We start from the raw sequence: 24,060 nt of genomic DNA on the forward strand, positions 1-24,060 counted from the left end.
CCGTTTATGGGCGGAATCTGCCGCGTCGTAGAGAAAAGCGGATATGCCTCAGCCTTAGAGCTAATATTTTCAAAGCAGCCAGCCGAATACGTCCTGCGAATCAACCAAGGAGCAGGCGCAGGTATCTCCGCAACCATTGTGGATGCAGATCGTCTTCGGCCGTTCGCTTTGAGGCAGCTACGGCAGGCTGTGGGATTTCTTCAATGCATGTTCGAGATTGATCTAGATTTTGATGAAGTTGAGGTCTTCTATGAAGCAGAGGGCGATGAGGATCTTGGCGAGGGAGTAATTTCAAAGTTCAAGTACGGCCTCGCGACTCAACCGTTGCCCCTGTCATTTGACCTCCTCGCTCGCTCTCTTATGGCGGCGGAGCGACACGATGCACCCAGTTTCATCGTTACTCTCACCAGATCCGCTCGGAAGGCTCTTTCGGAGCAACAATATATAAACTCATTCCGATACTCATTCCTGCTGCTAGAAGCACTTTATGGTGGCGGTAAATTCAAGAAGGAGGCGCTACAGGCTGCGCTGATGGAAAGTGAGGAGTTCGTTCAGCTAGTCCGCGTTGCGTTGGATACTCGGCTAAGACCTAGGGCGGCGCACACCTCTGACACGGAAGAGCTTTTGAGAAAATCACCGAGCGTTAGCGAGGTGATCAAGCACCTAGTGGAGAAACGCGGATTCTATTTTCACGGGAACATCAAGCGAAGGGACTCGTGGAAGCCGCACGACCAAAGCGCCGCCGAGAGCTTAGCACTATTTTCCATCGATATCATTCAGTCGATTTCATTTAAGGCGGCCGAGGCCATTTTCGATGGAAGCAACGGCGAAAGATACTTTGCAGATGCAGAAAGAGTAGGAGCTATCTTAATGTATGCTGTTACTTACTGGTACTCAAATCCGGGCGAAGGACTCGAGCGCACTCAGCGAATTAACATCAGGATGCCCGGGACCAAAGTTGTCCCGGACTCGGCATTTGACGTCGCCAACGAGAGCCTTCGGCTGTTCAGAGAGCGCCATCCGTCCGGGCATCTTCGGAGGATGGCGGCCGTCGTAGAAGGCTCGAGCGCCATCGTCTTCGAGCTAAATTTTGCGGCCGATATTTTTCGCAACGAGTAACGGTTGCAATCGCCAATTTTGGTTATCGTCGAGCTGCGGCGCTTACTTGCGCAACGTGCCTATGCTGGGTAAGCTCTGCGCATCGGTGTCGGTGAACGAGAGCTTTGCCCATGCCTGACGAGACGGTTGAATCCAAGCGAGCTGGCAAGGAGAAGGGCGCCAAGGCCAAGGGGGCCGCGCCCGAGACGGCGGCCGCGCCGCTCAAGCCCAAGGACAGCGAGTTGCGGTTCCAGCATGTGATCCGCAACATGGTCGCCGCCCGGGACGAGGCCAAGGGCCGCCGCTAGAACCTCAGCGCCTCCAGACCTCCCACCACCGCCGCGCCGGGGCCGGGGCCTCGGCCACCGTCTCCGGCCCCGCGGACTCCTCCGGCGGCCAGGGGAACGACCTGCCGAGCCAGGGGGCGTCCTTGCTGCTGGGGTGGAGGTGGCTCTGCGGGTCGCGGGCGCGTTCGTAGTGGCCGCCGAAGTGCTCCAGCACCCAGGCGCGGCCGAACGGGCGGCCGGTGGCGGGGTTGATCGGTCCGATCCGCCGCTCGTCCTGTCCCTCCCAGATCACGCTCAGCGTCTGCATCGAGACCAGCGCCGCCACCTCGCGTCCGTGCGAGGTCAGCACGACGTACTCCTCCGAGCGGCGGACGTGGTCGATCCAGCGGGTCAGTTCGGGGCGCAGGTGGGTGACGCTGACGCGGGCCATGGCGGTCTCCGGTTCTTGCACGAAGTTGAAAAACCGGGGTCAGTGTCTTGCACGAAGTTGCAAGATGGGCCTGACGCGGCGCGCGCTACTCCGCCGGCGGCAGCGCCTTGACGTAGCTCGCGATGGCCGCCCGATCCGCCTCCGGCAGCTTCGCCAGCGTCCGCACCACCTCCGCCATCGCCCCGCCCGCCGTGTCGAAATCGGGCGTGAAGCCGGATGTAAAATACTCCACCAAGTCCCCGTGGGACCACGACAATTCCGCCGGCGTGATGTTCGGCACCCGCCCGTCACCCGCCGGAAATGGCGCCCCCGCCATCCACCTGTCCCGCTCGAACCCACCGAGCGCGTTCCGCGGCGTATGGCACTCCCCGCAATGCGCCAAGGCCTCCGCCAGATATCGCCCGCGCTCCTCCTCCGCCGAAAGCTCTCCGCCTATAACCCAATCATTCTGAACGAAAAGAATTTTCCAGAGTCCCAGATTCCGTCGGATGTTGAACGGAAACCCCACCTCATGCGCCTCGCTCGGCCGATCCGATTCAGGCAACGTTCTCAGGTAGCTGACGAGGTCAACCACATCCTGCATCTCAGCTTTCCCATAGGAAGCATAAGGAAACGCGGGAAAATAGTGCGATCCCTCAGGCGACACGCCCAGCATGATCGCGCTGACCAGCTCCACATCGCTCCACCCGCCGACACCAACCACTTGATGCGGCGAGATGTTCGGCGCGACGAAGGTACCGAATGGCGACGGAAACCGCCGCCCTCCGGCCAGCACCGGCGGCCCGTCCTCCTCGGCGTCCTCCGCCGTATGGCACGACGCGCAACCCGCTGCGTTGAATACGTTTTCCCCGCGCGCAGGGTCGCCCTCCAGCCCCGCCAGCGCCTCTGCGGCCAGCGGCGCAGGCCGGGTCAGCCCCCACCAGAGGACCACCCCCGCCGCGACCGCGGCGGAGGTCGAAACTGCCAACAGTCTCAAGCGCTTGCCTGTCAGTCCTCGTCGGGTTCGCGGTAGTCCTCGTGGCACCCGCCGCAGGCCTGTCCCACATTTCGGAACGCCGCGCCGAACGCCTCAGGCCCTTCACCGGCCGCCGCCTCCAGCGCCTGCGCCGCCTCGACCAGGTTCAGGCGCTTCTGCTCCACATCTTCCAAATTTTCCCAGATCGCCGGCAGCGCCCGACTATCCTCCAACTCCTCATTGCTCGAGCCCTCGACCCAGTAAGGTGAGAAATCAACGCTCGCGAGCGATGCGATGTTGCCGGCGTGCAGCGCGGCCGTCTCGCCGTCGAAAGCGATATCGCCGCGCGCCATGCCACCCAGAGGACCGAGATTGTACGCGAAGAGTTGCATTTGCCTCTCGCGCATCTCGTGAGCAACGGTCGCCGGATCCTCCGTGTCCTGCGCCAAGGCGGGACCTGTCAGTGCAGCGGCGGCGAGGAACAGGTAGAAGGCGCGCGTCATCGAACTCTCCCATTTTGCATCTTCGCGGGGCGAGCGTAGCCGACCACCGCGATTTACCTATAGGAAATTCGGCACGTAACGCAGGCGTGACGTCAGTCGGCCGAGGTCTCGATGAAGCGCACCTTCCCGATGTAGGGCAGGTTCCGGTTCCGCTGCGCATAGTCAATGCCGTAGCCGACCACGAACTCGTCCGGGATCTCGAAGCCGGTCCACGTCGCCTTCACGTCAACCTCGCGCCGCGTAGGCTTGTCCAGAAGCGCAATCGTCTCCAGCCGCCGCGGGCCCCTCGTGCGGAGCAGTTGCAGCACGTGGTGCAGCGTGTAGCCGGTGTCGACGATGTCCTCGACGACCAGCACGTCGCGGCCGCCGATCTTGCCACGCAGATCCTTAAGGATGCGGACCTCGCGACTGCTCTCCATCGACGAGCCGTAGGACGAGGCTTCGAGGAAATCGACCTCAACCGGCAGGTCGAGCTCGCGCACCAGGTCGGCGATGAAGACGAAGGAGCCCCGCAGCAGGCCCACGACCACAAGCTTGTCGGTGCCTGCAAAGGCAGTCCGGATCTCGCGCGAAAGCTCCTCGATCCGCGCCGCGATCGCCTTGGCAGAGATCATTTCGTCGATGACGTAGTCGGTGCGCATCCCGTTCCCTCGTGACACGGGGCCGCTTAGCGCGAGGCGACGCGGCAGTAAAGCCGGCCCTTGCGGCTGCGTTGGGGGGAACTAAGCTCGCGTCATGCCGACGCATTCAGAGATCCGCCGACTGCCATACACAGCTGACGAGATGTACGCTCTCGTCGCCGATGTGGAGAGCTACCCGCAGTTCCTTCCCTGGTGCGCTGCGGCGCGCGTGCGCGACCGGCGCGACGAGGGCGATCATGAGGTGATGGACGCGGATCTCGTCATCTCGTTCAAGGTCTTTCGCGAGCGCTTCGGCAGCCGCGTCACGCTGTGGCCGGGCGAGAGAAAGATCGACACCGAGTACCTCGACGGCCCCTTCCGCTACATGGAAAGCACCTGGCGCTTTCGCGACGCGCCGGAAGGGTGCGAGGTGGACTTCTTCGTGGATTTCGAATTCCGCAACAGGGTCTTGCAGGGCGTAATAGGAGTCGTCTTTAACGACGCGATGCAGCGGATCGTCCGGGCCTTCGAGCGGCGCGCGGCGGCGCTCTATGGCTCCGGCGGCGCGAGTGCGGCGAGCAGAAGGTCCAGCGCATAATTCACCGAAGCCGCCCGGACGCCGGTGCGGCCGAGGGCGCCGAACTCCACGGTCTCGGTCGTCGCGCCGCGTTTGGTGGCAATGCCGAAACAAACGCGCCCCTCGGGCTTGAACCCGGAGCCGCCCGGTCCGGCGATGCCTGTGATCGACAAGGCGAGCGACGTGCCTGAGCGGGCAAGGGCGCCACGCGCCATTTGCAGTGCGATTTCCTCAGAGACCGCGCCGTGGAGGTCGAGGGCGTCCTGTTCGACGCCAAGCATCTCGCGCTTGGCGTGGTTGGAGTAGGTCACGAAACCCCGGTCGAAGACGTCGGACGCACCTGCTACCGCCGTCAGCGCACTGGCCAGCAGTCCGCCGGTGCAGCTTTCGGCAAGGGCGAGGGTGGCTCTCGTGCGACGCGCGGCCATGATGACATCTTCAGCGGTCGTCATGCCATCACCACCGCGTGGGCTATGTACGCCGCCGCGGCAACCACGATGGCGGCGAGAAAACCGGCGATCACATCATCCATCATCGTACCGAAGACATCGCCGCGCCGATCCGCCCAGCCGACCGGCCCCGGCTTCCAGATGTCAAACAGGCGAAACAGCAGGAATGCGCCGACCCAGCCGGGCCAGGGAAACGTCCAACCCTCGAAGCCCGCCCACCAGAGGCCCGCGGAGAGTGGCCAGAGGCCGATCCATTGGCCAACGACCTCGTCCACCACGATCTCGCCCGGATCGTGGTCCGAGGCGCCGCGCGTCGCGTCCGCGACCGCCCACCAGCCGCCGAGGAAGGCCAAGAGCGTGGCAAGGGCCAGGAGCGGAAAACTTCCGAGGCCATGCAGGAGCCAGGCGAGCAGGACTGCGACGGCAGAGCCCCAGGTGCCGGGGCCGGGGCGCAGATAGCCGATGCCGAAGAGGGTCGAGATCCAGAGGCTCATCGCGAGACCAGCGTGACGGTGGCGAGGGCAGCGATGCCTTCTCCGCGACCAGTGAAGCCGAGCCTTTCCGACGTCGTCGCCTTCACGCTGACCCGATCCTCACCTAGTTCCGCAAGATAGGCAATTTCTTTCGACATCGCAGCCGCATGCGGGGCGATCTTGGGAGCTTCACATACGAGCGTGCAGTCGATGTTCGAGATGCGAAAGCCCTGCGCATGAGCTCGACCGACCGCGTGCTCGAGGAAGAGGCGAGATGGTGTACCCCTCCACTGCGGGTCCGTCGGAGGGAAGTGACGGCCAATGTCACCCTCGGCGAGCGCGCCATAGATCGCGTCGGTGATCGAGTGCAACCCGACGTCAGCATCAGAATGCCCCACGAGACCAGCGGAATGCGGGATCCTGACGCCGCAGAGCATCACGTGATCGCCAGATCCGAAACGGTGCACGTCGAAGCCGTTTCCGCACCGCACGTCCATCATGTTCTCCAGCATTCTCTCGGCCCGCGCAAAATCGTCAGGGCCTGTTATCTTGAGGTTCCTCTCCTCGCCCGGGACGATGCGGACGTCCAGCCCCGCCGCAATGGCTACCTCGACATCATCTGACGGCGTGCCGCAGTGAGCGCGATGGGCTGCCAGGATCTTGTCGTAATGAAAGCCTTGCGGCGTCTGCGCCCGCCAAAGCTCGGAGCGATCGAGAATTTCCGCGACGTCGCTCTCGCCGCCGCGCCAGATTGCATCAGTGACGGGGAGGGCGGGCGCGGCCCCGTCGGCTTGCTCGAGCGCCTGAGCAACCGCTGCGATCAGTTCCTGGCTCACGAGGGGCCGCGCGACGTCGTGGATGAGGACTCGATCGGGACGGAAGGCGGCCAGCGCCTCCAGTCCGCGCATCGCGGATGCCGCTCGTGTCGTCCCGCCTGCCGCGACCTGTACGTCAGGATGCCCCAGATAACCGGCGGCGAGGTCCATATCGTTGGGATGCAGCACAAGGCAAATCCGGTCGACGAGCGGCGACACGCGGAACGCCTCGAGCACCCACGCAACCAAGGTACGGCCGCGGAGGCTCTGCCACTGCTTCGGAAGGCCGCCCCCGGCGCGCGTTCCACGCCCTGCAGCCACGATTACGGCAGCTGTTGCCATTCCCGCCCCTTGTTGGCCGTTGTCTAGACTCGGCTTGCGGAGAGAACAATGCATCGCCATGGCAAGAAGCCACTGCTCAAAAATTAGGCACAAGACGGTTCCCGCCGATCCGAAGCCATACGTCGGTTGCGAGCTGCGGCCATCAGGGCTACTCCGAGCCGAGTGCACAAGGATTGATCATTTGACCCGATATCCGGCGGCCTGTGGCGAACCCCTGGTCGTACTGGCCCCCATGGCCGGCATCACGGACCTGCCGTTTCGCGAGACGGTGGCGCGGTTCGGTGCTGATCTGCTGGTGAGCGAGATGGTCGCGAGCCAGGAAGTGGTGCAGGCGCGTCCCAGCGCGCGGGACCGCGCCGAGCTCGGCCATGGACACGAGCGGACCGCGGTGCAGCTGGCCGGGCGCGATGTCTACTGGATGGGCGAGGCGGCGCGGCTGGTTGAGGCACGCGGAGCGCGGCGCATCGATATCAACATGGGCTGCCCGGCAAAGAAGGTGGTGCACGGCTATTCCGGGTCAGCGCTCATGCGGGATCTGGATCACGCCGTCAGCCTCATCGAGGCTGTGACCGCCGCGGTCGAGGTTCCGGTTTCGGTAAAGATGCGTCTCGGCTGGGACGAAACCGCGCTGAATGCGCCAGACCTCGCAAGACGGGCCGAGGACGCGGGCGTGCGGATGGTCACCGTGCACGGCCGCACGCGATGCCAGTTCTACAAAGGTCGCGCCGACTGGGCGGCGGTCGCCCGGGTGAAGCAAGCTGTGACCGTGCCGGTGATCGTTAACGGTGACATTCTGGACGGGCCTGGAGCGGAAGAGGCGCTGCGTGCGAGCGGCGCGGACGGCGTCATGATCGGCCGGGGAGTGCAGGGCCGCCCGTGGCTGTTGCGCGATGTCTCGGCACATCTGGCAGGAACTCGCCAGCCACGCCCGCCGCGCGCCGCCGAGCTGGTGGAAGTGATCACCGATCATCACGAGAGGGCGTGCCTGTTCCACGGCCGCGAGACGGGCGTGAAGACAATGCGCAAGCACCTCGGCTGGTACCTCGACGCCGCCGGCACGGATCCTCAGATTCGGCGCAGCCTGCTGACTGAGGACACACCGCAGCGGATCCACCGCATGCTCCAGAATGCGGTGGTTGATGAGGCGCTTGCGGCATGATGCTGACCGCCGATACCATCTGGATCTCGCTGCCGATGCCGGTTTTTCACCTTGGCCCGGACGATCTCATCCTAAACCTCAATCCTGCGGCGGAACAGTTTCTGAATGCGTCGTTCCGCTCCCTCGCGGATGTCCCGCTGTTCGATCGGCTGGCGATCGACGCGCCAATGGAGGAGGCGCTGGCGCGGGTGAGGCGCGACGAGAGCCCTCTCTTCATCAACAATGTGGACGTCGGGTCCGGGAACCGCCCGCCGGTGGTCTGCAACGTGCAGGTAGCGCCGGTGGTCGGAAAACGTGACCATCTGCTCCTGCTGATGGAGGAGCGGCACATCGCGGCCAGGCTCGGGCGGTCGCACTCAGTTAAATCAGCCGCGCGGTCCGCCATCGGCATGGCCGAGATGCTCGCGCACGAGATCAAGAACCCGCTCGCGGGAATCGCGGGCGCGGCTCAACTTCTGAGCATGAATCTGAGTGGCGAGGACCGGGAGTTGACGGACTTGATCGTTGCGGAGACGCGACGGGTAACCAAGCTGCTCGAGCAGGTGGAGCAGTTTGGCAACCTCAGGCCTCCGGTAAGAAAGGTCGTCAATGTCCACGATCTGCTCGACCGTGCGCGCCGGTCCGCCTCCGTGGGTTTCGCGGCGAAGATGCACGTGGTCGAGCTTTATGACCCGTCGTTGCCGCCGACATGGGTCGACGGCGACCAAATGCTGCAGGTGTTCCTCAATCTTTTGAAGAACGCGTCCGAAGCGGCAGGGCCGGAAGGTGGAATGGTAACGATTCGCACGTTCTACGAGCCGTCCCTGAGACTGCGACGCAGCGACGGCACGGGCGCGACACTGCCACTGCAGGTCGAGATCGTCGACGACGGTCCGGGCTTGCCGCCAGAGATCGCCCGCGAGGTCTTCGAGCCCTTCGTCTCCGGCCGCGAGAACGGGACGGGTCTGGGGCTGGCGCTGGTGTCGAAGATCGTGTCGGAGCACGATGGATGGATCGCCGTGGACTCGGTTCCGGGGCGGACCGCGTTCCGCATCTCGCTGCCGGTCGCGCCGAAAGACCATGGCGATAGGAAGGGGAACTGATGGACGGCACGATCCTGGTCGCCGACGACGACCGCACGATACGCACGGTATTGACGCAGGCGCTAACCCGGGCGGGATGCAAGGTGCATGCCACCTCGTCGATGGTCACGCTGATGCGCTGGGTCGATGAGGGCAAGGGGGACCTCGTCATCTCGGACGTGATCATGCCTGATGGCAACGGCTTGGAGGCCCTTCCTACCATCGCCTCTCGGCGTCCAGGCCTGCCGGTGATCGTGATCTCGGCGCAGAACACGATCATGACCGCCATCCAGGCCACCGAGGCGGACGCCTACGACTACCTGCCGAAGCCATTCGACCTGCCGGACCTGCTGAAGCGTGCCGCGCGTGCGCTCGACGTGAAGCGTCGGGCGGCGGGGGCGCGTCGAGCGGCACCGGAGTCGCAACCGGCGGACGATCTGCCCCTCGTCGGGCGCACACCGGCGATGCAGGCTCTCTATCGCCTCGTAGCGAAGATAATGAACGCCGACCTACCCGTTCTGATCACTGGCGAATCCGGCACCGGAAAGTCGCTGATCGCGCGCGCGATCCACGATTTTTCGGATCGCCGCACCCTCCCGTTCTTGGTGGTGACCGCCGCGGACATGGTCAGCATCGACGGGCCCGCCGCTGTGCTCGCGAGAGCCAGGAATGGCACGCTCGTCTTTGACGAGATCGGCGATTTCGACATGGAGGCTCAGGCGCGCATCGTCCGGATGCTCGACAGTCTGGTCGAGACGGGTCCGCGCGTCATGGCCACCAGCCAGCGCGACCTGGCGGACGCGATAGATGGCGGCGGCTTTCGGCAAGATCTCTTCTACCGTCTCGGCGGCGTCACCATTGCCGTGCCGTCGTTGCGAGATCGCGTTGACGATATTCCTTTGCTTGCGGCCTCGTTCCTTGCGCGGGCGGAACGAGACGGCCTCGGCCTTCGCCGGATCTCTGACGGGGCTTTAAACCTCATCCGCGCCTATTCGTGGCCCGGAAACGTGCGTCAGTTGGAGAACACCATTCGCAGGCTCGTCGTGACGCAGGGCGAGGAGGAGATTGGACGGCAGGAGATCGAACAGGTGCTGGGCAACCAGCCGGCGATCGAGCCGATGACCGGCAGCGGCGAGGGCGACAAGCTCTCGGCGGCCGTCGCAAAAAACCTCCGGCGCTATTTCGACCTCCACGGCGGGATCCTTCCGCCACCTGGTCTCTACCAGCGGATCCTCCGCGAGCTTGAATTGCCGCTTATAGAGATTGCCCTCGACGCGACCGGAGGAAATCAGGCCAAGTGCGCAGACTTATTGGGTATAAACAGAAATACCCTGCGCAAGAAGATCACCGACCTCGATATTCGCGTGACACGAAGGCGCAAGTTGATGTAAACCGGCAACACCAAGAGTGGCGGATGGATCTCATCGAAGCCACCTGATCGAGACGGGCGGTGGCGGCACGGTGAGAATGCGTCTTAGAAGCGTGAGCCTGCAGCGGCTTTCCGCGGCTGCGCAGGACCGCAATGTGCGGAGTACAGCGACGCTCGGGCTCGTCCTGCTAGGGCCGATCCTCGTCTTCGCGACCTTCGTGGTGCTGGGCCCGCTGGACCATGTCAACTCACAGCTGACCCTGCGACTGATCCTGCTGGCAGACCTCGTGTACGTGCTGGTCGTGGCGGCGTTGGTGATGCGCCGGATCGCCGGAATGATCGCCGCGCGCCGTGCCAAGTCTGCAGGATCGCGCCTCCATCTTCGCCTGACAGGCGTCTTCGCGCTCGTCGCGCTGGCGCCGACGGTGTCAGTGGCGGTATTCGCCGGCCTCACGATCAACGTCGGGCTGGAAGGCTGGTTCTCCGACCGCGTCCGAAGCGCCGTCGCCGCATCGCTCGCCGCCGCGGAAGCCTACGAGGAAGACGAGCGCCGGGACCTGAGGCAGGATGCGACGGTGCTCGCCGAGTACCTGGAGGCAAACCGTCGTGCCGCCGGCTTTCTTTTCGACGGCGATATCCGGAGGCTGCTCACGCAGGGCCAGAACCAGATCCAGCGTGGACTGCGCGAGGCCTACGTGATCGACGGCAGTGGCGAGATCCGGGCGCGCGGCGAACGCTCGTACCTCTTCGACTTCGAGCGGCCGGCGCCAGAGCAGATCGAGGCAGCTCGGGACGAGGGGCTCGTCGTGATCGAGGACTGGGACACGAACGAGTTCCGGGCGCTCGTTTCCATGCCGTCGTTCAACGACCGCTTTCTCTACGTCAGCCGGGAGGTCGATGGCCAGCTTCTCGCCCTGCTCGATGATACCCAGCAGACGGTACGGCTCTACAATCAGCTCGAGAGCGAGCGCGGGCGAATACTGTTTGAATTCGGTCTGCTTTATTTGGGCTTCGCGGTCATCCTGATCCTCGCGGCCATCTGGCTCGGCCTCTGGTTTGCGGAGCGGCTATCGCGCCCGGTCGGCCAGCTCGCTGGCGCCGCACAGCGGGTCGGCGCGGGTGACCTCGATGTCCATGTGCGCGAGGTGCGAGGCGACGACGAAATTGCGATGCTTGGGCGCCTTTTCAACCAGATGACGCGACAACTGAAGGCGCAACGTGAGACTCTGCTGGCTACCAATCGGCAGATCGAGCGGCGTCGCCGTCTGTTCGACTCGGTGCTAGCCTCCGTCACTGCGGGCGTCGTCGGCCTCGACTCCGGCGGACGGGTGACCTTCGTGAACCGTTCGGCGGAGCGCCTGCTGCGAATGGAGGAGGCGGACGGTCATGCGGTCGCACTGGCCGAAGCGGTGCCGGAGTTTGCTGCGCTATTCGACCGCCTGCAAGTTGGCGGCGCTGAGTTGGCGCAGGAGGAAATTCCCATAAGCCGCGAAGGCGCCGTCGAGAACCTCCTGGTCAGGATGTCGACGCGGCGGAGCGAGAACGGCAATCTCGAGGGCTATGTCGTTGCCTTCGATGACGTTACCGACCTGGTGACCGCGCAACGGATGGCGGCATGGGGCGACGTCGCACGTCGCATCGCTCATGAGATCAAGAACCCGTTGACGCCGATCCAGCTCTCTGCCGAACGGATAAAGCGCAAATTCCGGCCGGCGAATGAGGAAGACGCCGCCACCTTTGACCGAATGACTGATGTAATTGTTCGTCAGACCAACGACTTGCGTCGAATTGTCGACGAGTTCTCGAGGTTCGCCCGGATGCCGCAGCCAGAACGCACACGAAACGACCTGCGGGATCTGGTCCGCGACGCGGTAACGTTGCAGGATGCAGCGCAGGAGGCGGTGCAGTTCACGCTGGAATTGCCGGACCACCCGGTGCGCATGGATCTGGACTCCACGCTCGTGGGACAGGCACTCACAAACCTTATTAAGAACGCTGGCGAAGCACTTGAAGCCCGGAGAGATCGGGGAGATGGTTTCGCTCCGCGGATCGAGGTTCGGCTTGCGCTCGAGGAAAGGCAGGCGCGGCTGACGATTGCCGATAACGGGATCGGGCTGCCGGCGGATCGGGCGCGTCTGTTCGAGCCCTACGTCACGACGCGCGAGAAGGGTACGGGGCTCGGCCTGCCGATCGTGCGCAAGATCGTAGAGGAACATGGCGGAACGATGCGTCTGGGCGACGCACCCGCCTGGGACGAAAGCGGCCACGTCGGCGCATGTGTGGAAATCCTGCTTCCGACGACCGACGCCGCGCCTGAGGCAAAGACAAGAAGCATGGCAGTTGGAGGGGCATGATGGGCGACATTCTGATCGTGGATGATGAGCGAGACATCCGGGAACTGGTTTCGGATATCCTGCGGGACGAGGGCTATGGCACGCGAACTGTCGCCAACTCGGAACAGTGCCTCGAGGAACTGCAGAAGGATCCGCCAGGACTGATGATCCTGGACATCTGGCTCAAGGACAGCCGGATGGATGGCATCGACATCCTGAAGCACGTGAAGTCGCACAACCCTTCGATCCCCGTCGTCATTATCTCCGGGCACGGCAACATCGAGATCGCCGTCGCCGCGATTAAGCAGGGCGCCTATGATTTCATCGAAAAGCCCTTCAACATCGACCAGTTGACGGTGGTTGTTCGCAGGGCGATGGAGACATCAAGGCTCCGTCGCGAGAACAGCGAACTAAGGCGCGGCGATGCGGCGGCGGTCGAGATGATCGGGGCAAGCCCTGCGTTCAACACTCTGAAATCACAGCTCGACAAGGTAACGCGGTCGAACGGGCGCGTGATGCTGACGGGACAACCGGGAACGGGCAAGGAAAGTGCCGCGCGTTACATCCATGCCAATTCCGGCCGGGCGGACAAGCCATTCGTCGTGCTGAACTCCGCGGCGGTCGAGCCCGGGCGGGTCGAAGAACTGCTGTTTGGCCGGGAGAGCGTGGAACGCGGGCTCGCGCCCGGCCTTCTGGAGCAGGCGGACGGCGGCGTCCTCTACATGGACGAGGTGGCGGAGATGCCGCTTGGGGCGCAGTCCAAGGTCCTGCGTGTTCTGACGGAACAGCAGTTCACCCGCGTCGGCGGCACTGATCGCATTGGCGTCGACGTCCGGGTGATCTCGAGCACCAACCGGAACCTGCCGGCTGAGATCGAGTCCGGTCGCTTCCGCAGTGAATTGTATCACAGGCTCAATGTCGTACCGATCGACGTTCCCTCACTCTCCGAACGTCGGGAGGACGTCCCGCGACTGGCAGAGCACTTCATCGCCGCACTGAACCGCGATCAGGGTCTGCCGCTGAGGCGTCTCTCCGACGAGGCCGCGACGCTGCTCCAGACGATGGCGTGGCCAGGCAACGTGCGGCAGCTCCGCAACGTGATCGAGAGGGTGCTGATCCTCGGGCCGGAGCGGGAGGACATCGCCGCCGAAGAGGTGCCGGCAGACGAGGGGAAGACCAACGGGTCGAGCCAGGTCGTCCTCTCCGCCAGCCTCGCCACGCTGCCGCTGCGCGAGGCGCGCGAGGTTTTCGAGCGGGAGTACCTGATGGCGCAGATCAATCGATTCGGCGGCAACATCAGCCGTACCGCCAGCTTTGTCGGAATGGAGCGATCGGCGCTGCACCGCAAGCTCAAGTCGCTGAACGTGGTTACCTCGACGCGGTCGGGTGCGCGGGTAGCCTGCGTCGGCACCGAGGAGGACGCTTGATTGACCCTTGCGCGGGGTTCTGACAACCCTGCTCAGCTGAAGACAGGCGGGTTGCGAGCATGAAGGTCATCATCTGCGGCGCCGGGCAGGTCGGCTGGCAGATCGCGCGACATCTCTCGAGCGAACGCAACGACGTGACGGTCGTCGACAACAACGCCGACCTCGTGCGGCGGGCCACCGACACGCTCGAGGTCCAGGGGATTGCCGGTTTCGCAAGCTACCCGGACGTGCTGGACCGTGCCGGCGCGCGCGACGCGGACATGATCATCGCCGCGACCTACTCCGATGAAGTCAACATGGTCACCTGCCAGGTGGCCCACTCGGTCTTCGCCGTACCGCGCAAGATCGCGCGGCTGAGAGCGCAAAGCTATCTCAATGCAATCTATTCCGACCTCTACCGGCGCGAGCACATGCCGATCGACGTCGTCATCAGTCCGGAGAAGGAGGTGGCGGAGGCAGCGCTCAGGCGGCTGAACGCGCCGGCTGCGTTCGACACTGAACACTTCCTCGGCGGCCGCGCAACGCTCCTCGGCCTGAAGCTCGACGAGAACTGTCCGGTCCTCGACACGCCGCTGCGGCAGCTCACCGACCTCTTCTCGACGCTCCGCGCCATCGTCGTGGGAATACGGCGCGGCGGGCGGCTGTTCTCGCCGGAGCCGAACGACCAGCTCTTCGTGGATGACGAGATCTACGTCGTGAGCCATTCCGACGACGTGAACCGCACGCTCGAAATCTTTGGCAAGGCCATGGTGAAGCAGGAGCGGGTGGTCATCATCGGCGGCGGCAACGTCGGCCTGGCGGTCGCGCGCACGCTCGAGAGCCGGGTCCAGCGGACGCGCGCAAAGATAATCGAGAAGGACCGCGCGACGGCCGAGCGGGCGGCCGACGCGCTCGAGCGCACGATCGTGCTGCTGGGGGACGGTCTCGACGCCGAGCTTCTGGCCGAGGCGAACATCGCGCGCGCGAACGCGGTGCTGGCTGTCACGGACGACGACAAGACCAACATGCTGGCGGCGGTGCGTGCCAAGACTGCCGGATGTCCCATGTCGATCTGCCTAGTGAACGACCCGACTCTGATCCCGCTGATGGCGCCGCTCAACATCGACGCCTACATCAATCCGCGCGCCACGACTGTCAGCTCGATCCTGCGCCACATCCGCCACGGCCGGGTGCGGGGTGTCTATTCGATAGGCGACGCCGAGGCGGAGGTAATCGAGGCGCAGGTCCTTTCCACCTCGCCCATCGCCGGCCAGCAGATCCGCGACATCGACTTCCCTGAGGGGGTCTTGGTCGGCGCGGTCGAAAAGCGCGGCAAGGTCATCAAGCCCGTCTCGGAGACGCGGATCGAGGAAGGCGACGTGATCGTCGTTTTTGCGCTGGCGGCGGACGTTCCCGAGGTGGAGCGGCTGTTCCAGGTGTCGATCGACTTCTTCTGATGCGCCGACGCCTCCAGTCGCTGCCGGTCCTGATGATCCTGCTGGGCTATGGCACCCTTGCCATGTTCCTCCCCGCGCTGCACGCCGCCGTCACTGGCGACTGGGAGGTCGCGCGCGCTTTTTTGCACTCGGCGCTGCTCTTCGGCCTCGTCTTCATCTTCTTCGCGATCGTCTTCGACCGGCCTCCGGCAATCCGGCCGGCGCGGAGCCATCTCCTGGCTCTCCTCGGCGCGTTCACGATCGGACCGCTGATGCTCGCCGTGCCGGTGACCGAGGCGCTGCCGGGCATCCGCCTCTTCGACGCCTGGTTCGAGATGGTCTCGAGCCTGACCACGACGGGCGCCACGCTGCTGCCCTCGATGCCGACTGTTTCTCCGACGGTCCATCTCTGGCGGGCGGAGGTCGGCTGGCTTGGCGGCTTCCTCGCTTGGGTGACGGCCGTGGGTGTGCTGGCGCCGCTTAACCTCGGCGGTTTCGAGGTGAGCAGCGGCACCGGCATCGGCGGCGGCGGCATCCTGCGGGGCCCGATCACGCACGTCGCCGATCCCGCCGAGCGCCTACGGCGCTTCGCCGCCCAGCTCCTGCCGGTCTACAGCGCGCTGACGCTGTGCCTGTGGCTTGGCCTCATCCTCGCCGGCTCAGATCCACTCGTCGCTCTCTGCCATGCGATGTCGACCATGGCGACGTCGGGCATCTCGCCTATCGGCGGTCTGACCGAGTCCGGGGCCGGCTTTGCGGGTGAGATTGTCATCTTCCCGTTCTTCGTCTTCGCCTTGTCGCGCCTGACATTCCGGGCGGACGAGCGGCCGCAGGCGCTGCGCTCGCTGGCGACCGATCCAGAATTGCGCGTGGCGCTCGCGCTGGTGACGAGCGTGATGGTGCTGCTTTTCGCCCGACACTGGTTCGATCCGCGCGCGACCCAGTGGGACGGGCTTGACGCCATCGGGGCGCTTTGGGGCGCCGCCTTTACGGCGGCGTCCTTCCTCACCACGACGGGTTTCGAAAGCCGTTCGTGGCAGATTGCGCAGTCCTGGTCGGCGTTGCAGACGCCTGCGCTCATCCTCATGGGGCTGGCGCTGGTCGGCGGCGGCATCGCGACCACGGCGGGCGGGGTCAAGCTGCTCAGGGTCTACGCGCTCTACAAGCATGGGGAGCGCGAGATCGAGCGGCTGGTCCATCCCTCCTCAATCGGCGGCGCTGGCGCCGAGGCACGTCGAATCCGAAGGCAGGGCGCCTACCTCGCCTGGATCTTCTTCATGCTGTTCGCAATCTCGGTCACGGTCGTGTCGGGCGCGTTTGCGCTGACCGGCCTCGACTTCCGCGCCGCGAACATCCTGACGATTGCCGCGCTCTCCACCACGGGGCCGCTCGCCAACGTGACCGGCGAGGTGCCGATCAGCTACGCCGCCCTCTCGGACGCCGCCAAAGCCGTTTTTAGTGCGGCGATGATCGTGGGGCGGCTGGAAACGCTGGCCCTGATCGCGCTGCTGAATCCCGCGCTCTGGCGCGCCTGACGGACGATACCACGCACTCTAAAGGACTGAATCGGGACTGGAATGATCTTTCCCCGACGTTCATAATCGCCCGAACCCGGCCCTCGTGCGCGCCTGCGTGCGGCCATGACAACGACAAGGACGTGGGACTATGGCTTCGGACAAGCAGAACCTGCAGGACGTATTTCTCAATCATGTCCGAAAGACGAAGGTCCCGGTGACCATCTTCCTGATTAACGGCGTCAAGCTGCAGGGGGTCATCACCTGGTTCGACAACTTTTGCGTTCTCCTGCGCCGCGATGGTCAATCGCAGCTGGTCTACAAGCACGCCATCTCAACGATCATGCCCTCCCAGCCGATCAACCTTCACGAAAGCGATGACTGACCGTGGAAGCGGGTGAGGTCTCGCGAACCCGCGCCTGGGTCCTTCACCCGGACCTGACCAGCGACAGGCAACGCCGTGCCGCCGAACCTGCGCTGGACGAGGCGGTGGCGCTGGCCGAGGCGCTCCCGAGCATCGAGGTCGTGGGCGCCGAGATCGTGTCGCTGCCACGCCCGCGGCCCGGCCTGCTGTTCGGCAAGGGAAAGCTGGAGGAACTGAAGTCCCGCTTCGACCAGAACGAGGTCGAGTTGGTGCTGGTGGATGGACCGGTGACACCGGTGCAGCAGCGCAATCTGGAACGTGAGTGGAAGCTCAAGATACTCGACCGAACGTCCCTGATTCTCGAAATATTTTCCGATCGCGCCCGCACGCGTGAAGGCGTGCTCCAAGTCGAGATGGCGGCTCTGAGCTATCAACGGACGCGGCTGGTCCGTGCTTGGACGCACCTCGAGCGGCAGCGCGGCGCCCTTGGCTTTGTCGGCGGGCCCGGCGAGACGCAGATAGAGGCTGACCGGCGAGCGATCGACGAGGCGCTCGTCCGCCTCAGGCGGCAGCTCGACAAGGTCGTCAAGACGCGGGAACTCCATCGCTCCGCCCGCGCGAAGGTGCCGTACCCGATCGTCGCCTTGGTCGGCTACACAAATGCCGGAAAATCCAGCCTGTTCAACCGTCTGACCGGCGCTTCTGTGGTGGCCAAGGACATGCTCTTCGCCACGCTGGATCCGACCATGCGCGTTATCGAGCTTCGCGATGGGCAGGAAGTCATCCTGTCTGACACGGTAGGTTTCATCAGCGACCTGCCGACGCAACTCATCGCGGCCTTCCGAGCGACGCTGGAGGAGGTTCTGGCCGCTGACCTCATCTGCCACGTGCACGACGTCTCGCATCCCGAGACCAAAGCGCACGCGGCGGACGTCACTTCGATCCTGACGGAGCTGGGCGTCACCGGCGAGATACCAATCCTCAATATATGGAACAAGATAGATGTCTTGAATGACGATGCTCGCGCTGCGCTCGAAGCGCAGGCGGCCCGTTCTGACGACGCGGTGATTGCGTCGGCACTGACCGGGGAAGGGCTCGGCGACCTTCGGCGGGAAATGGCGCGACGGCTTTCCGAGGAGAGGACGCGCGAGGTTGTGGATCTGCATTACGGCGACGGCCGCCGCCGCGCCTGGCTCCACCAGCAGGGCGTTGTGGAGGCCGAGACCGAGGCTGAGGACGGCATCCGACTTACCGTGAATTGGACCGGCCCGCAGGCCGCGCGCTTTCGAAAGCTCGGCTGACGCGGCAGGATCGCTCTGCAAGCTATTGCGGCGTCAAGGTCGTCACGCCAATTGCTCCCGCCCGGGCGAGCTTCGGGTCCAGCGACATCGGCACATACTCCCCCCGCCGCCACAGCTCGCTCATGTCGTCGTAGTGGCGCGAGAGTGGATGCCCTGACTGTCCGGTCGAAATGATGAAGATCGAGCTGTCCGGGTCGGCGAAGTCGTAGATGCCGCGATAGCCGGCTCCGTGAACGTTCGCAAAGGGCTCCGGCCCGCGCCCTGCCGCAAGTCCGCGCATCAGCGTGTTGTCACCGCCGCTGGTGGATTGGCGGATGTTCACCATCCACCGGAGGATCGGCACCTCGCCAAGAACAGGATGGTCATGGACCGCCTGGTGCGCATCACCCCACCGCAGTCCCTCCAGCGCACCGCCGAACCTTTCGTCGATCCAGACAAGTGCATCGTCGAGCGCCATCCGGGCAATGTCGGTGCAGGTTTCCACTGCGCTCGACTGGCGCACGTCGCACCATTGCGAGGCACCGTTGACATCCCGGAAGACCCGCTCGAGGAACAGCGGTTCGGGATGTGCGAATTCGTCCGCGACCGGACCGATCTCGTCGCGGATCAGCCGGTCCTGAAGCGCGCTCAGCCAAGCGGCATAGATGAGAGGCTCTGGAAGGTGCTCGTTCATCTCGCCGTTCCAGTCGGCGAGGAGGTCCAGTGCCTCCTTCCGGCGCCTCTCGACGCTGCCCTGTGGCGCGGTCTCGGAGGTAAACCAGAGGTCGCGGGCGATCAGCGGCAGAAGCGCCCGTGCGGTGAAGGACACGGTGTCGAGCTGTGCCTCCATGAAACTTTCGCGCGTGTGGACCTGCCTGTTCTGCATCAGTCGACGCCACCTCTGGACACGCTGCGTATCGCCCCACAAGTAGCTGACGTGAAAAGGAAATGGCCGCTCCACCGTCTTGTTGTTGGTGTTGCCCAGTATGCCGCCCGGCGGGTCGACGAACTCGGGACTCGCGCTTGCATCCATCCAGCCCTGCCAGAGATTCTCGGACAACCAGCCCGGCGATGGCATCCGTCCCTTGCTCTGGTGGTCGGGATTGCGGCGCGGCATCGCGCCGACGGTCCTGAGGGCGATGGTATCGCCGTCGACCAGGATCACGTTCTGCGACGGCGCAATGTAATCCTCTGTCGCGGTCAGCGCCTCCTCCACGTCCGTCGCGCGCATAAGGCGCAGACCGGCCGCAAGCGTCGTGTCACGGTGCGAGAGGGCGGTCCACGCCAGCGAAGCCACGTGCCCGCGCGGCGTCACTAGCCCCACGTCGAAGTCTGAGCCTGCAAGCACCGGTCCGTTCGGCGTCCAACGCAGCGTCAGCGTCACCGGATCGGCGCCGGCGATGCGGATGATGGAGGGGCGGGTCTCCATCGCCACCCAACCGTCGGGCGTCAGCACCTGCTCCGGATCGTCGGGATTGACCTTTTCCATGTAGAGATCGGCATCGTCCATGTAGGACGAGGTGAGCCCCCAGCCGAGCGCGGCGCTGCGGCCGACCTGCACCAACGGCGTGCCGGGGATGGTCCCGCCGATCACCGCGCCGCTCGGCAGCTCCAAGCGCGCCAGATACCAGATGCTGGGTGCGGTGAAACCCAGATGCGGGTCGTTGGCGAGCAACGTGCCGCCGGTCGCCGACCGGTCGGGTGCCGCGGCCCAAGCGTTGGACGCGCCGCCGAAGGGCAGGGGCTGCGCCGGCGACATCGGCTGCGGCGGCGATGAGGCCTGAGCGATGCGCGGCATCTCGGGAAAGAGCGAGGCGTATTCCGGAAGCGCGGCAACGCCGGGCCCTGGCGTCTCGGGCAGTATGTCGTCGACCCGCTCCTCCGGCAGGACGAGAGACAGACGCGCGCGCAGCACCTCCGCCTCGACGTGGGAGGAGAGCTGCAGCGCCATCAGCTTGATGAGTGCGACCGAGTCCGCCGGTTGCCAAGGGGCGATCTCGTTGGAGAACAGGAAGAACTCGGGCGCACCACGGCCCCGCGCGCCTTCGTTCACCTCACGCAGCCAAGCGTTGACGCCGTCGGCGTAGGCCTGGAGCGCAGCGCGCGTCTCCTCGTCCAGCGCCTCGGCCGAGTCCACGGCCGCACCGTGGAGATCGAGCCGCCGCACCAGGCTGTCGGTCCCCAGCGTCCGGGGCCCGAACAGCTCGGACAGCCGTCCCTGTGCGGCACGACGCAGCATCGTCATCTGCCACAGGCGATCCTGCGCATGGACGAAGCCGAGGCCGAAGAAGACATCAGCCTCGGACTCGCCAAAGATGTGCGGCACGTTCGACGTGTCGCGCACGATCTCAACAGGAGCGGCAAGGCGTTCGACCTCGTGGACCGCGTCGTAGTCCGGCAGCGAGCGCGACCCGAACCAGTAGGCAAGGGTGGTCGTCGCCACGACCACCAGGATCATGCCGGTGAGGATGCGGGTGAGCCAGCGGAAGGTTCGGGCCATGGTCGCTCTGGTTGACGGTGTCGGCGGGTCGGTTACTTAGGTTCGGCGGCAAGAGCGAGTGAAAGCGGGGAGAACATGGTCAAGATCGCGTTTCTGGGACTGGGGGTCATGGGCTTCCCGATGGCGGGGCACCTGGCGCGGGCCGGGCATGAGGTCACCGTCTACAATCGCACTGCCGCGAAGGCCAAGAAGTGGGCCGAGACGCACTCCGGCGCGACCGCCGCCACGCCGCGCGAAGCAGCCGAAGGCGCGGATTTCGTCATGTCCTGTGTCGGCAATGACGACGACCTGCGCGAAGTGTGTCTGGGTGACAATGGGGCTTTTGCCGGCATGGCCGAAGGCAGCGTGTTCGTGGACCACACCACCGTCTCGGCTGCGGTCACGCGGAAGCTTTCCGCGATAGCCGACGGGAAGGGGATCAGCTTCGTCGACGCGCCGATCTCGGGCGGACAGGCCGGCGCGGAGAACGGCGCGCTCTCGATCATGTGTGGCGGGAGCGAGGCCGCGTACGCGCGCGCCGAGCCGGTGATGGAGACCTATGCAAAGATCTGCCGCCGGATCGGCGACAGCGGCGCGGGGCAGATGACCAAGATGGTCAACCAGATCTGCATTGCGGGCCTCGTGCAGGCGCTGTCGGAGGGGCTGGCGTTCGCCCAGAAGGCGGGCCTTGACGCGAATGCGGTGGTGGAAGTCATCAGCCAGGGTGCCGCCGGATCGTGGCAAATGGTCAACCGGCACGAGACAATGCTGGAGGGCGCCTTCGAGCACGGCTTCGCTGTCGACTGGATGCGCAAGGACTTGGGCATCTGCCTTGAAGCGGCGGATGAGGTCGGCGCGTCGCTTCCCGTCACCGCACTGGTGGACCAGTTCTACAGGGACGTCCAGTCGATGGGCGGCGGCCGGTGGGACACCTCGTCCCTGATCCGGCGCCTCAACGATCTCGCGCAAGTCAGGGAATGATCCGGGTATACTTCGTGCCCTCCAGTGTCGCGCCGACCATGAGGCCCGCCTGACCGAAGACCACCGCGATGACGGGCGCCATCTGCGTCGTCGTCTCGGCCGAAAGCGTCTCTCCCTCGTTGTTCGCGACGTAGACGAGGTCCGCGCCCGCGGCCCAGCCGGGTGAGGTGCGAAAGGTGCGGAGCGCCTGCTCGGTCATGAAGAAGAGCACGTGGGCGTATTGCTGCGCACCGATCTGGGGTCCGAAGCTGGCTCGCGTTGCCGAGTAGTAGTCCACGGTCGAACCGCGGATCTGCAGTGCGCCGCGGCCATAGGCGCCGCCGACGGTAAGGAAGCCTGCGCGCGTCATCAGGGGCATCACCAGGATGCCGACGGCATCATCCCGCAGCTTGGCTGTGCCGGGATAGTTTCGGTAGAGATAGTCGAGGGTCGTGTCCACGCGTGCGTCGATGGTCCGACTACCCGGGCTCCCGATGCCGTTGCCGCACCCCGCAAGCGCAAGTGCCGATGCCGCCGCGCCCGTGACGAGCGCGCGTCGCGAAAGCTGTTCCATGCCGATGCCCGATCCGTTGCCTGTTTCCGGCGGCCTTCTCGGACCGCTCTGGTCGCGGAGTGTAGCCAACGCCCGCGTGAGTGTCACCAGCGGCCACGCGCTTCAGCAGGCTCGCGCGGCCGACCGCCTACTTCGCCTGAACCAATCCGGCAGCAGCCGTCAGTGCTTCAGAACGCGCCGCACGAGCGACGGCAAGGCTGCGAAGCTGTCGAAGGTCGCCGCTGCCGGCAGCTCCTCCACAGGCCGCTTCCGATATCCTTCCGTGTAGAGGAGGAACGGGACGTCCGCCCGCCGTGCAGTATCGGCGTCGACCTCGCTGTCGCCGACATAGATCGCCGGGCCGCCCCCCAGCCGCGACACCGTCTCGATGAGCGGCGCAGGATCGGGCTTCGCGACCGGCACCTCGTCGCCCCCCAGAACGGCGCTGAAGTGGCAGGCGAGGCCCAGGCGGTCCAGCACCGCGCGCGCAAGTTCGCCCGGCTTGTTCGTGCAGACGCCAAGCGCGTGACCCTCGCGCCGCAGCTCCTCCAGCGCGGCGGGTACGTCCTGAATGACATCCGTCAAGTCGGCCGGCGCGGCACGATAGTGGCGCAGGAAGACGCGCACCATCTCGTCATGGCGCGCCGGTGTCACCGCACGCGTCTCCATGACCTGCGCAACCAGCCTCGGCACGCCGTGGCCGATGAAGCCGCGCACCGTCGCAAGGTCGAGTGGCTGGAGCGCCACCTCGTGGAGCATCCGGTTCGTCGCGGCATGGATGTCGGCAACGCTGTCGACGAGCGTCCCGTCGAGATCGAAGACCACGGCCGCAGGATACCTGCGGCGTCTGTCGCTCAACCGCCGGTGGCGCCGCTTTCCGCAGCGGCGCGGATCGTATGGATATTGCGGGCGTAGGGCTCCGGGTCGTCGACCGAGCCGCCGCGGAACACCGCCGAACCGGCGACAAGCACGTCGGCGCCCGCCGCCGCGACCATCGGCGCCGTCTCCTGGTCAACCCCGCCGTCGATCTCGATGTGGATCTCGCGGTCGCCGATCATCTCGCGCAGCCGGACCACCTTGTCGATCTGCGAGCGGATGAACTTCTGTCCGCCGAACCCCGGGTTCACCGTCATCACCAGGACGAGGTCCACCATGTCGAGCAGGTTCGACACCGTCTCGGCCGGCGTGCCGGGGTTCAGCGCTACGCCCGCCCGCACGCCGCTGCCCCTGATCGCCTGCAGCGTACGGTGGACGTGCGGTCCCGCCTCGACGTGCGCCGAAATGAGGTCGGCGCCCGCCTCGGCGAAGGCCTCGATCATCGGGTCGACCGGCGCGATCATCAGGTGCACGTCCATGAAACCGGAGATGTGCGGGCGGATCGCGCGGCAGGTCGCGGGCCCGAAGGTAATGTTCGGCACGAAGTGGCCGTCCATGACGTCCACGTGCACCCAGTCGGCGCCCGCCGCCTCGATGGCGCGGCACTCGCGGCCAAAGTCGGCGAAGTCGGCGGACAGGATCGACGGCGCGATCCGGATGCGTCGGTCGAAGGTCATCGGGCGGCACTCCTCTCGTCGCGCGCCTTCTTCATCTTGCGCGG

Annotated in this window: 24 protein-coding genes; 13 read left to right on the top strand and 11 right to left on the bottom strand. The window is 65.2% G+C overall.

The window, feature by feature from the left end:
- The first annotated feature begins 6 nt into the window (after window positions 1-6).
- Both JM664_RS13740 and JM664_RS13745 read left to right on the top strand, forming a co-directional pair.
- Window positions 7-1,119, top strand: coding sequence for a hypothetical protein (locus JM664_RS13740; protein WP_227420499.1), 1,113 nt, complete (start codon window positions 7-9; stop codon window positions 1,117-1,119).
- A gap of 110 nt (window positions 1,120-1,229) precedes the next feature.
- Window positions 1,230-1,406 (top strand): hypothetical protein, encoded by a 177-nt coding sequence (locus JM664_RS13745; protein ID WP_227420500.1) that lies wholly within the window; start codon window positions 1,230-1,232, stop codon window positions 1,404-1,406.
- Window positions 1,407-1,410: 4 nt separating this feature from the next.
- Here JM664_RS13745 and JM664_RS13750 read toward each other — a convergent pair whose 3' ends face one another.
- From JM664_RS13750 to hpt, 4 genes are all read right to left on the bottom strand, one after another.
- Window positions 1,411-1,815 (bottom strand): type II toxin-antitoxin system Phd/YefM family antitoxin, encoded by a 405-nt coding sequence (locus tag JM664_RS13750; RefSeq protein ID WP_227420501.1) that lies wholly within the window; start codon window positions 1,813-1,815, stop codon window positions 1,411-1,413.
- Between the two features lie 85 nt (window positions 1,816-1,900).
- Complete coding sequence (locus JM664_RS13755) at window positions 1,901-2,782, bottom strand: cytochrome c (RefSeq protein WP_319637539.1); 882 nt, start codon at window positions 2,780-2,782, stop codon at window positions 1,901-1,903.
- A 20-nt stretch (window positions 2,783-2,802) separates the two neighbouring features.
- Window positions 2,803-3,273, bottom strand: coding sequence for a c-type cytochrome (locus JM664_RS13760; protein WP_227420503.1), 471 nt, complete (start codon window positions 3,271-3,273; stop codon window positions 2,803-2,805).
- 92 nt (window positions 3,274-3,365) lie between these two features.
- Window positions 3,366-3,914 carry a hypoxanthine phosphoribosyltransferase gene (gene hpt / locus JM664_RS13765; RefSeq protein ID WP_227420732.1) on the bottom strand — a complete coding sequence of 183 codons (549 nt, stop codon included), beginning with the start codon at window positions 3,912-3,914 and terminating at the stop codon, window positions 3,366-3,368.
- Window positions 3,915-4,008: 94 nt separating this feature from the next.
- Between hpt and JM664_RS13770 the strand changes: the two genes are divergently transcribed.
- On the top strand, window positions 4,009-4,491 hold the full coding sequence (locus tag JM664_RS13770; protein WP_227420504.1) for a type II toxin-antitoxin system RatA family toxin: 483 nt from the start codon (window positions 4,009-4,011) through the stop codon (window positions 4,489-4,491).
- Here JM664_RS13770 and JM664_RS13775 read toward each other — a convergent pair.
- Genes JM664_RS13775 through JM664_RS13785 form a run of 3 tightly spaced genes read right to left on the bottom strand, consistent with a single transcriptional unit; the run spans window position 4,443 to window position 6,549 of the window.
- Entirely contained in the window at window positions 4,443-4,922 is a 480-nt protein-coding gene (locus tag JM664_RS13775; protein ID WP_227420505.1) for a CinA family protein, read from the bottom strand. The genes JM664_RS13770 and JM664_RS13775 overlap by 49 nt on opposite strands.
- The gene (locus tag JM664_RS13780; RefSeq protein WP_227420506.1) at window positions 4,919-5,413 is read right to left on the bottom strand and encodes a phosphatidylglycerophosphatase A family protein; all 495 of its coding nucleotides are present in this window, start codon (window positions 5,411-5,413) and stop codon (window positions 4,919-4,921) included. Before JM664_RS13780 ends, JM664_RS13775 begins: the two co-directional genes overlap by 4 nt.
- A complete protein-coding gene (locus tag JM664_RS13785) occupies window positions 5,410-6,549 on the bottom strand; it encodes a bifunctional 2-C-methyl-D-erythritol 4-phosphate cytidylyltransferase/2-C-methyl-D-erythritol 2,4-cyclodiphosphate synthase (protein WP_227420733.1) in 1,140 nt (379 codons plus the stop codon). Before JM664_RS13785 ends, JM664_RS13780 begins: the two co-directional genes overlap by 4 nt.
- Window positions 6,550-6,781: 232 nt before the next feature.
- Here JM664_RS13785 and dusB point away from each other — a divergent pair, with 232 nt between their 5' ends.
- From dusB to hflX, 9 genes are all read left to right on the top strand, one after another.
- Window positions 6,782-7,708, top strand: coding sequence for a tRNA dihydrouridine synthase DusB (dusB, locus tag JM664_RS13790; RefSeq protein ID WP_227420507.1), 927 nt, complete (start codon window positions 6,782-6,784; stop codon window positions 7,706-7,708).
- Window positions 7,708-8,790: a two-component system sensor histidine kinase NtrB gene (locus tag JM664_RS13795; protein ID WP_227420734.1), complete on the top strand. Its 1,083-nt coding sequence runs from the start codon at window positions 7,708-7,710 to the stop codon at window positions 8,788-8,790. The genes dusB and JM664_RS13795 overlap by 1 nt, the downstream gene beginning before the upstream one ends.
- Window positions 8,790-10,160 (top strand): response regulator, encoded by a 1,371-nt coding sequence (locus JM664_RS13800; RefSeq protein ID WP_227420508.1) that lies wholly within the window; start codon window positions 8,790-8,792, stop codon window positions 10,158-10,160. The genes JM664_RS13795 and JM664_RS13800 overlap by 1 nt, the downstream gene beginning before the upstream one ends.
- Before the next feature lie 76 nt (window positions 10,161-10,236).
- Window positions 10,237-12,492, top strand: a complete 2,256-nt coding sequence (locus tag JM664_RS13805) for a sensor histidine kinase NtrY-like (RefSeq protein ID WP_227420509.1) — start codon at window positions 10,237-10,239, stop codon at window positions 12,490-12,492.
- Complete coding sequence (gene ntrX / locus JM664_RS13810) at window positions 12,492-13,898, top strand: nitrogen assimilation response regulator NtrX (RefSeq protein ID WP_319637540.1); 1,407 nt, start codon at window positions 12,492-12,494, stop codon at window positions 13,896-13,898. The genes JM664_RS13805 and ntrX overlap by 1 nt, the downstream gene beginning before the upstream one ends.
- Before the next feature lie 59 nt (window positions 13,899-13,957).
- Window positions 13,958-15,334 (top strand): Trk system potassium transporter TrkA, encoded by a 1,377-nt coding sequence (trkA, locus tag JM664_RS13815; RefSeq protein ID WP_227420511.1) that lies wholly within the window; start codon window positions 13,958-13,960, stop codon window positions 15,332-15,334.
- On the top strand, window positions 15,334-16,848 hold the full coding sequence (locus JM664_RS13820; protein WP_227420512.1) for a TrkH family potassium uptake protein: 1,515 nt from the start codon (window positions 15,334-15,336) through the stop codon (window positions 16,846-16,848). Before trkA ends, JM664_RS13820 begins: the two co-directional genes overlap by 1 nt.
- A gap of 130 nt (window positions 16,849-16,978) precedes the next feature.
- Window positions 16,979-17,212 carry an RNA chaperone Hfq gene (hfq, locus tag JM664_RS13825; protein WP_227420513.1) on the top strand — a complete coding sequence of 78 codons (234 nt, stop codon included), beginning with the start codon at window positions 16,979-16,981 and terminating at the stop codon, window positions 17,210-17,212.
- A gap of 2 nt (window positions 17,213-17,214) precedes the next feature.
- Complete coding sequence (hflX, locus tag JM664_RS13830) at window positions 17,215-18,492, top strand: GTPase HflX (protein ID WP_227420514.1); 1,278 nt, start codon at window positions 17,215-17,217, stop codon at window positions 18,490-18,492.
- Window positions 18,493-18,514: 22 nt separating this feature from the next.
- Here the strand turns inward: hflX and JM664_RS13835 are convergent, their stop codons facing one another.
- Window positions 18,515-20,971: a penicillin acylase family protein gene (locus JM664_RS13835; protein ID WP_227420515.1), complete on the bottom strand. Its 2,457-nt coding sequence runs from the start codon at window positions 20,969-20,971 to the stop codon at window positions 18,515-18,517.
- Between the two features lie 75 nt (window positions 20,972-21,046).
- Between JM664_RS13835 and JM664_RS13840 the strand changes: the two genes are divergently transcribed.
- Complete coding sequence (locus JM664_RS13840) at window positions 21,047-21,931, top strand: NAD(P)-dependent oxidoreductase (RefSeq protein WP_227420516.1); 885 nt, start codon at window positions 21,047-21,049, stop codon at window positions 21,929-21,931.
- Here the strand turns inward: JM664_RS13840 and JM664_RS13845 are convergent.
- From JM664_RS13845 to rpe, 3 genes are all read right to left on the bottom strand, one after another.
- Complete coding sequence (locus tag JM664_RS13845) at window positions 21,921-22,484, bottom strand: lipid-binding SYLF domain-containing protein (RefSeq protein ID WP_227420517.1); 564 nt, start codon at window positions 22,482-22,484, stop codon at window positions 21,921-21,923. The genes JM664_RS13840 and JM664_RS13845 overlap by 11 nt on opposite strands.
- Before the next feature lie 159 nt (window positions 22,485-22,643).
- The gene (gph, locus tag JM664_RS13850) at window positions 22,644-23,288 is read right to left on the bottom strand and encodes a phosphoglycolate phosphatase (RefSeq protein WP_227420518.1); all 645 of its coding nucleotides are present in this window, start codon (window positions 23,286-23,288) and stop codon (window positions 22,644-22,646) included.
- 29 nt (window positions 23,289-23,317) lie between these two features.
- Window positions 23,318-24,016 carry a ribulose-phosphate 3-epimerase gene (rpe, locus tag JM664_RS13855; RefSeq protein WP_227420519.1) on the bottom strand — a complete coding sequence of 233 codons (699 nt, stop codon included), beginning with the start codon at window positions 24,014-24,016 and terminating at the stop codon, window positions 23,318-23,320.
- Between the last annotated feature and the right edge of the window lie 44 nt (window positions 24,017-24,060).

It is taken from the genome of Roseitranquillus sediminis (assembly GCF_016918935.1).
In the GTDB taxonomy this organism is placed as follows: Bacteria; Pseudomonadota; Alphaproteobacteria; order Rhodobacterales; family Rhodobacteraceae; genus Roseitranquillus; species Roseitranquillus sediminis.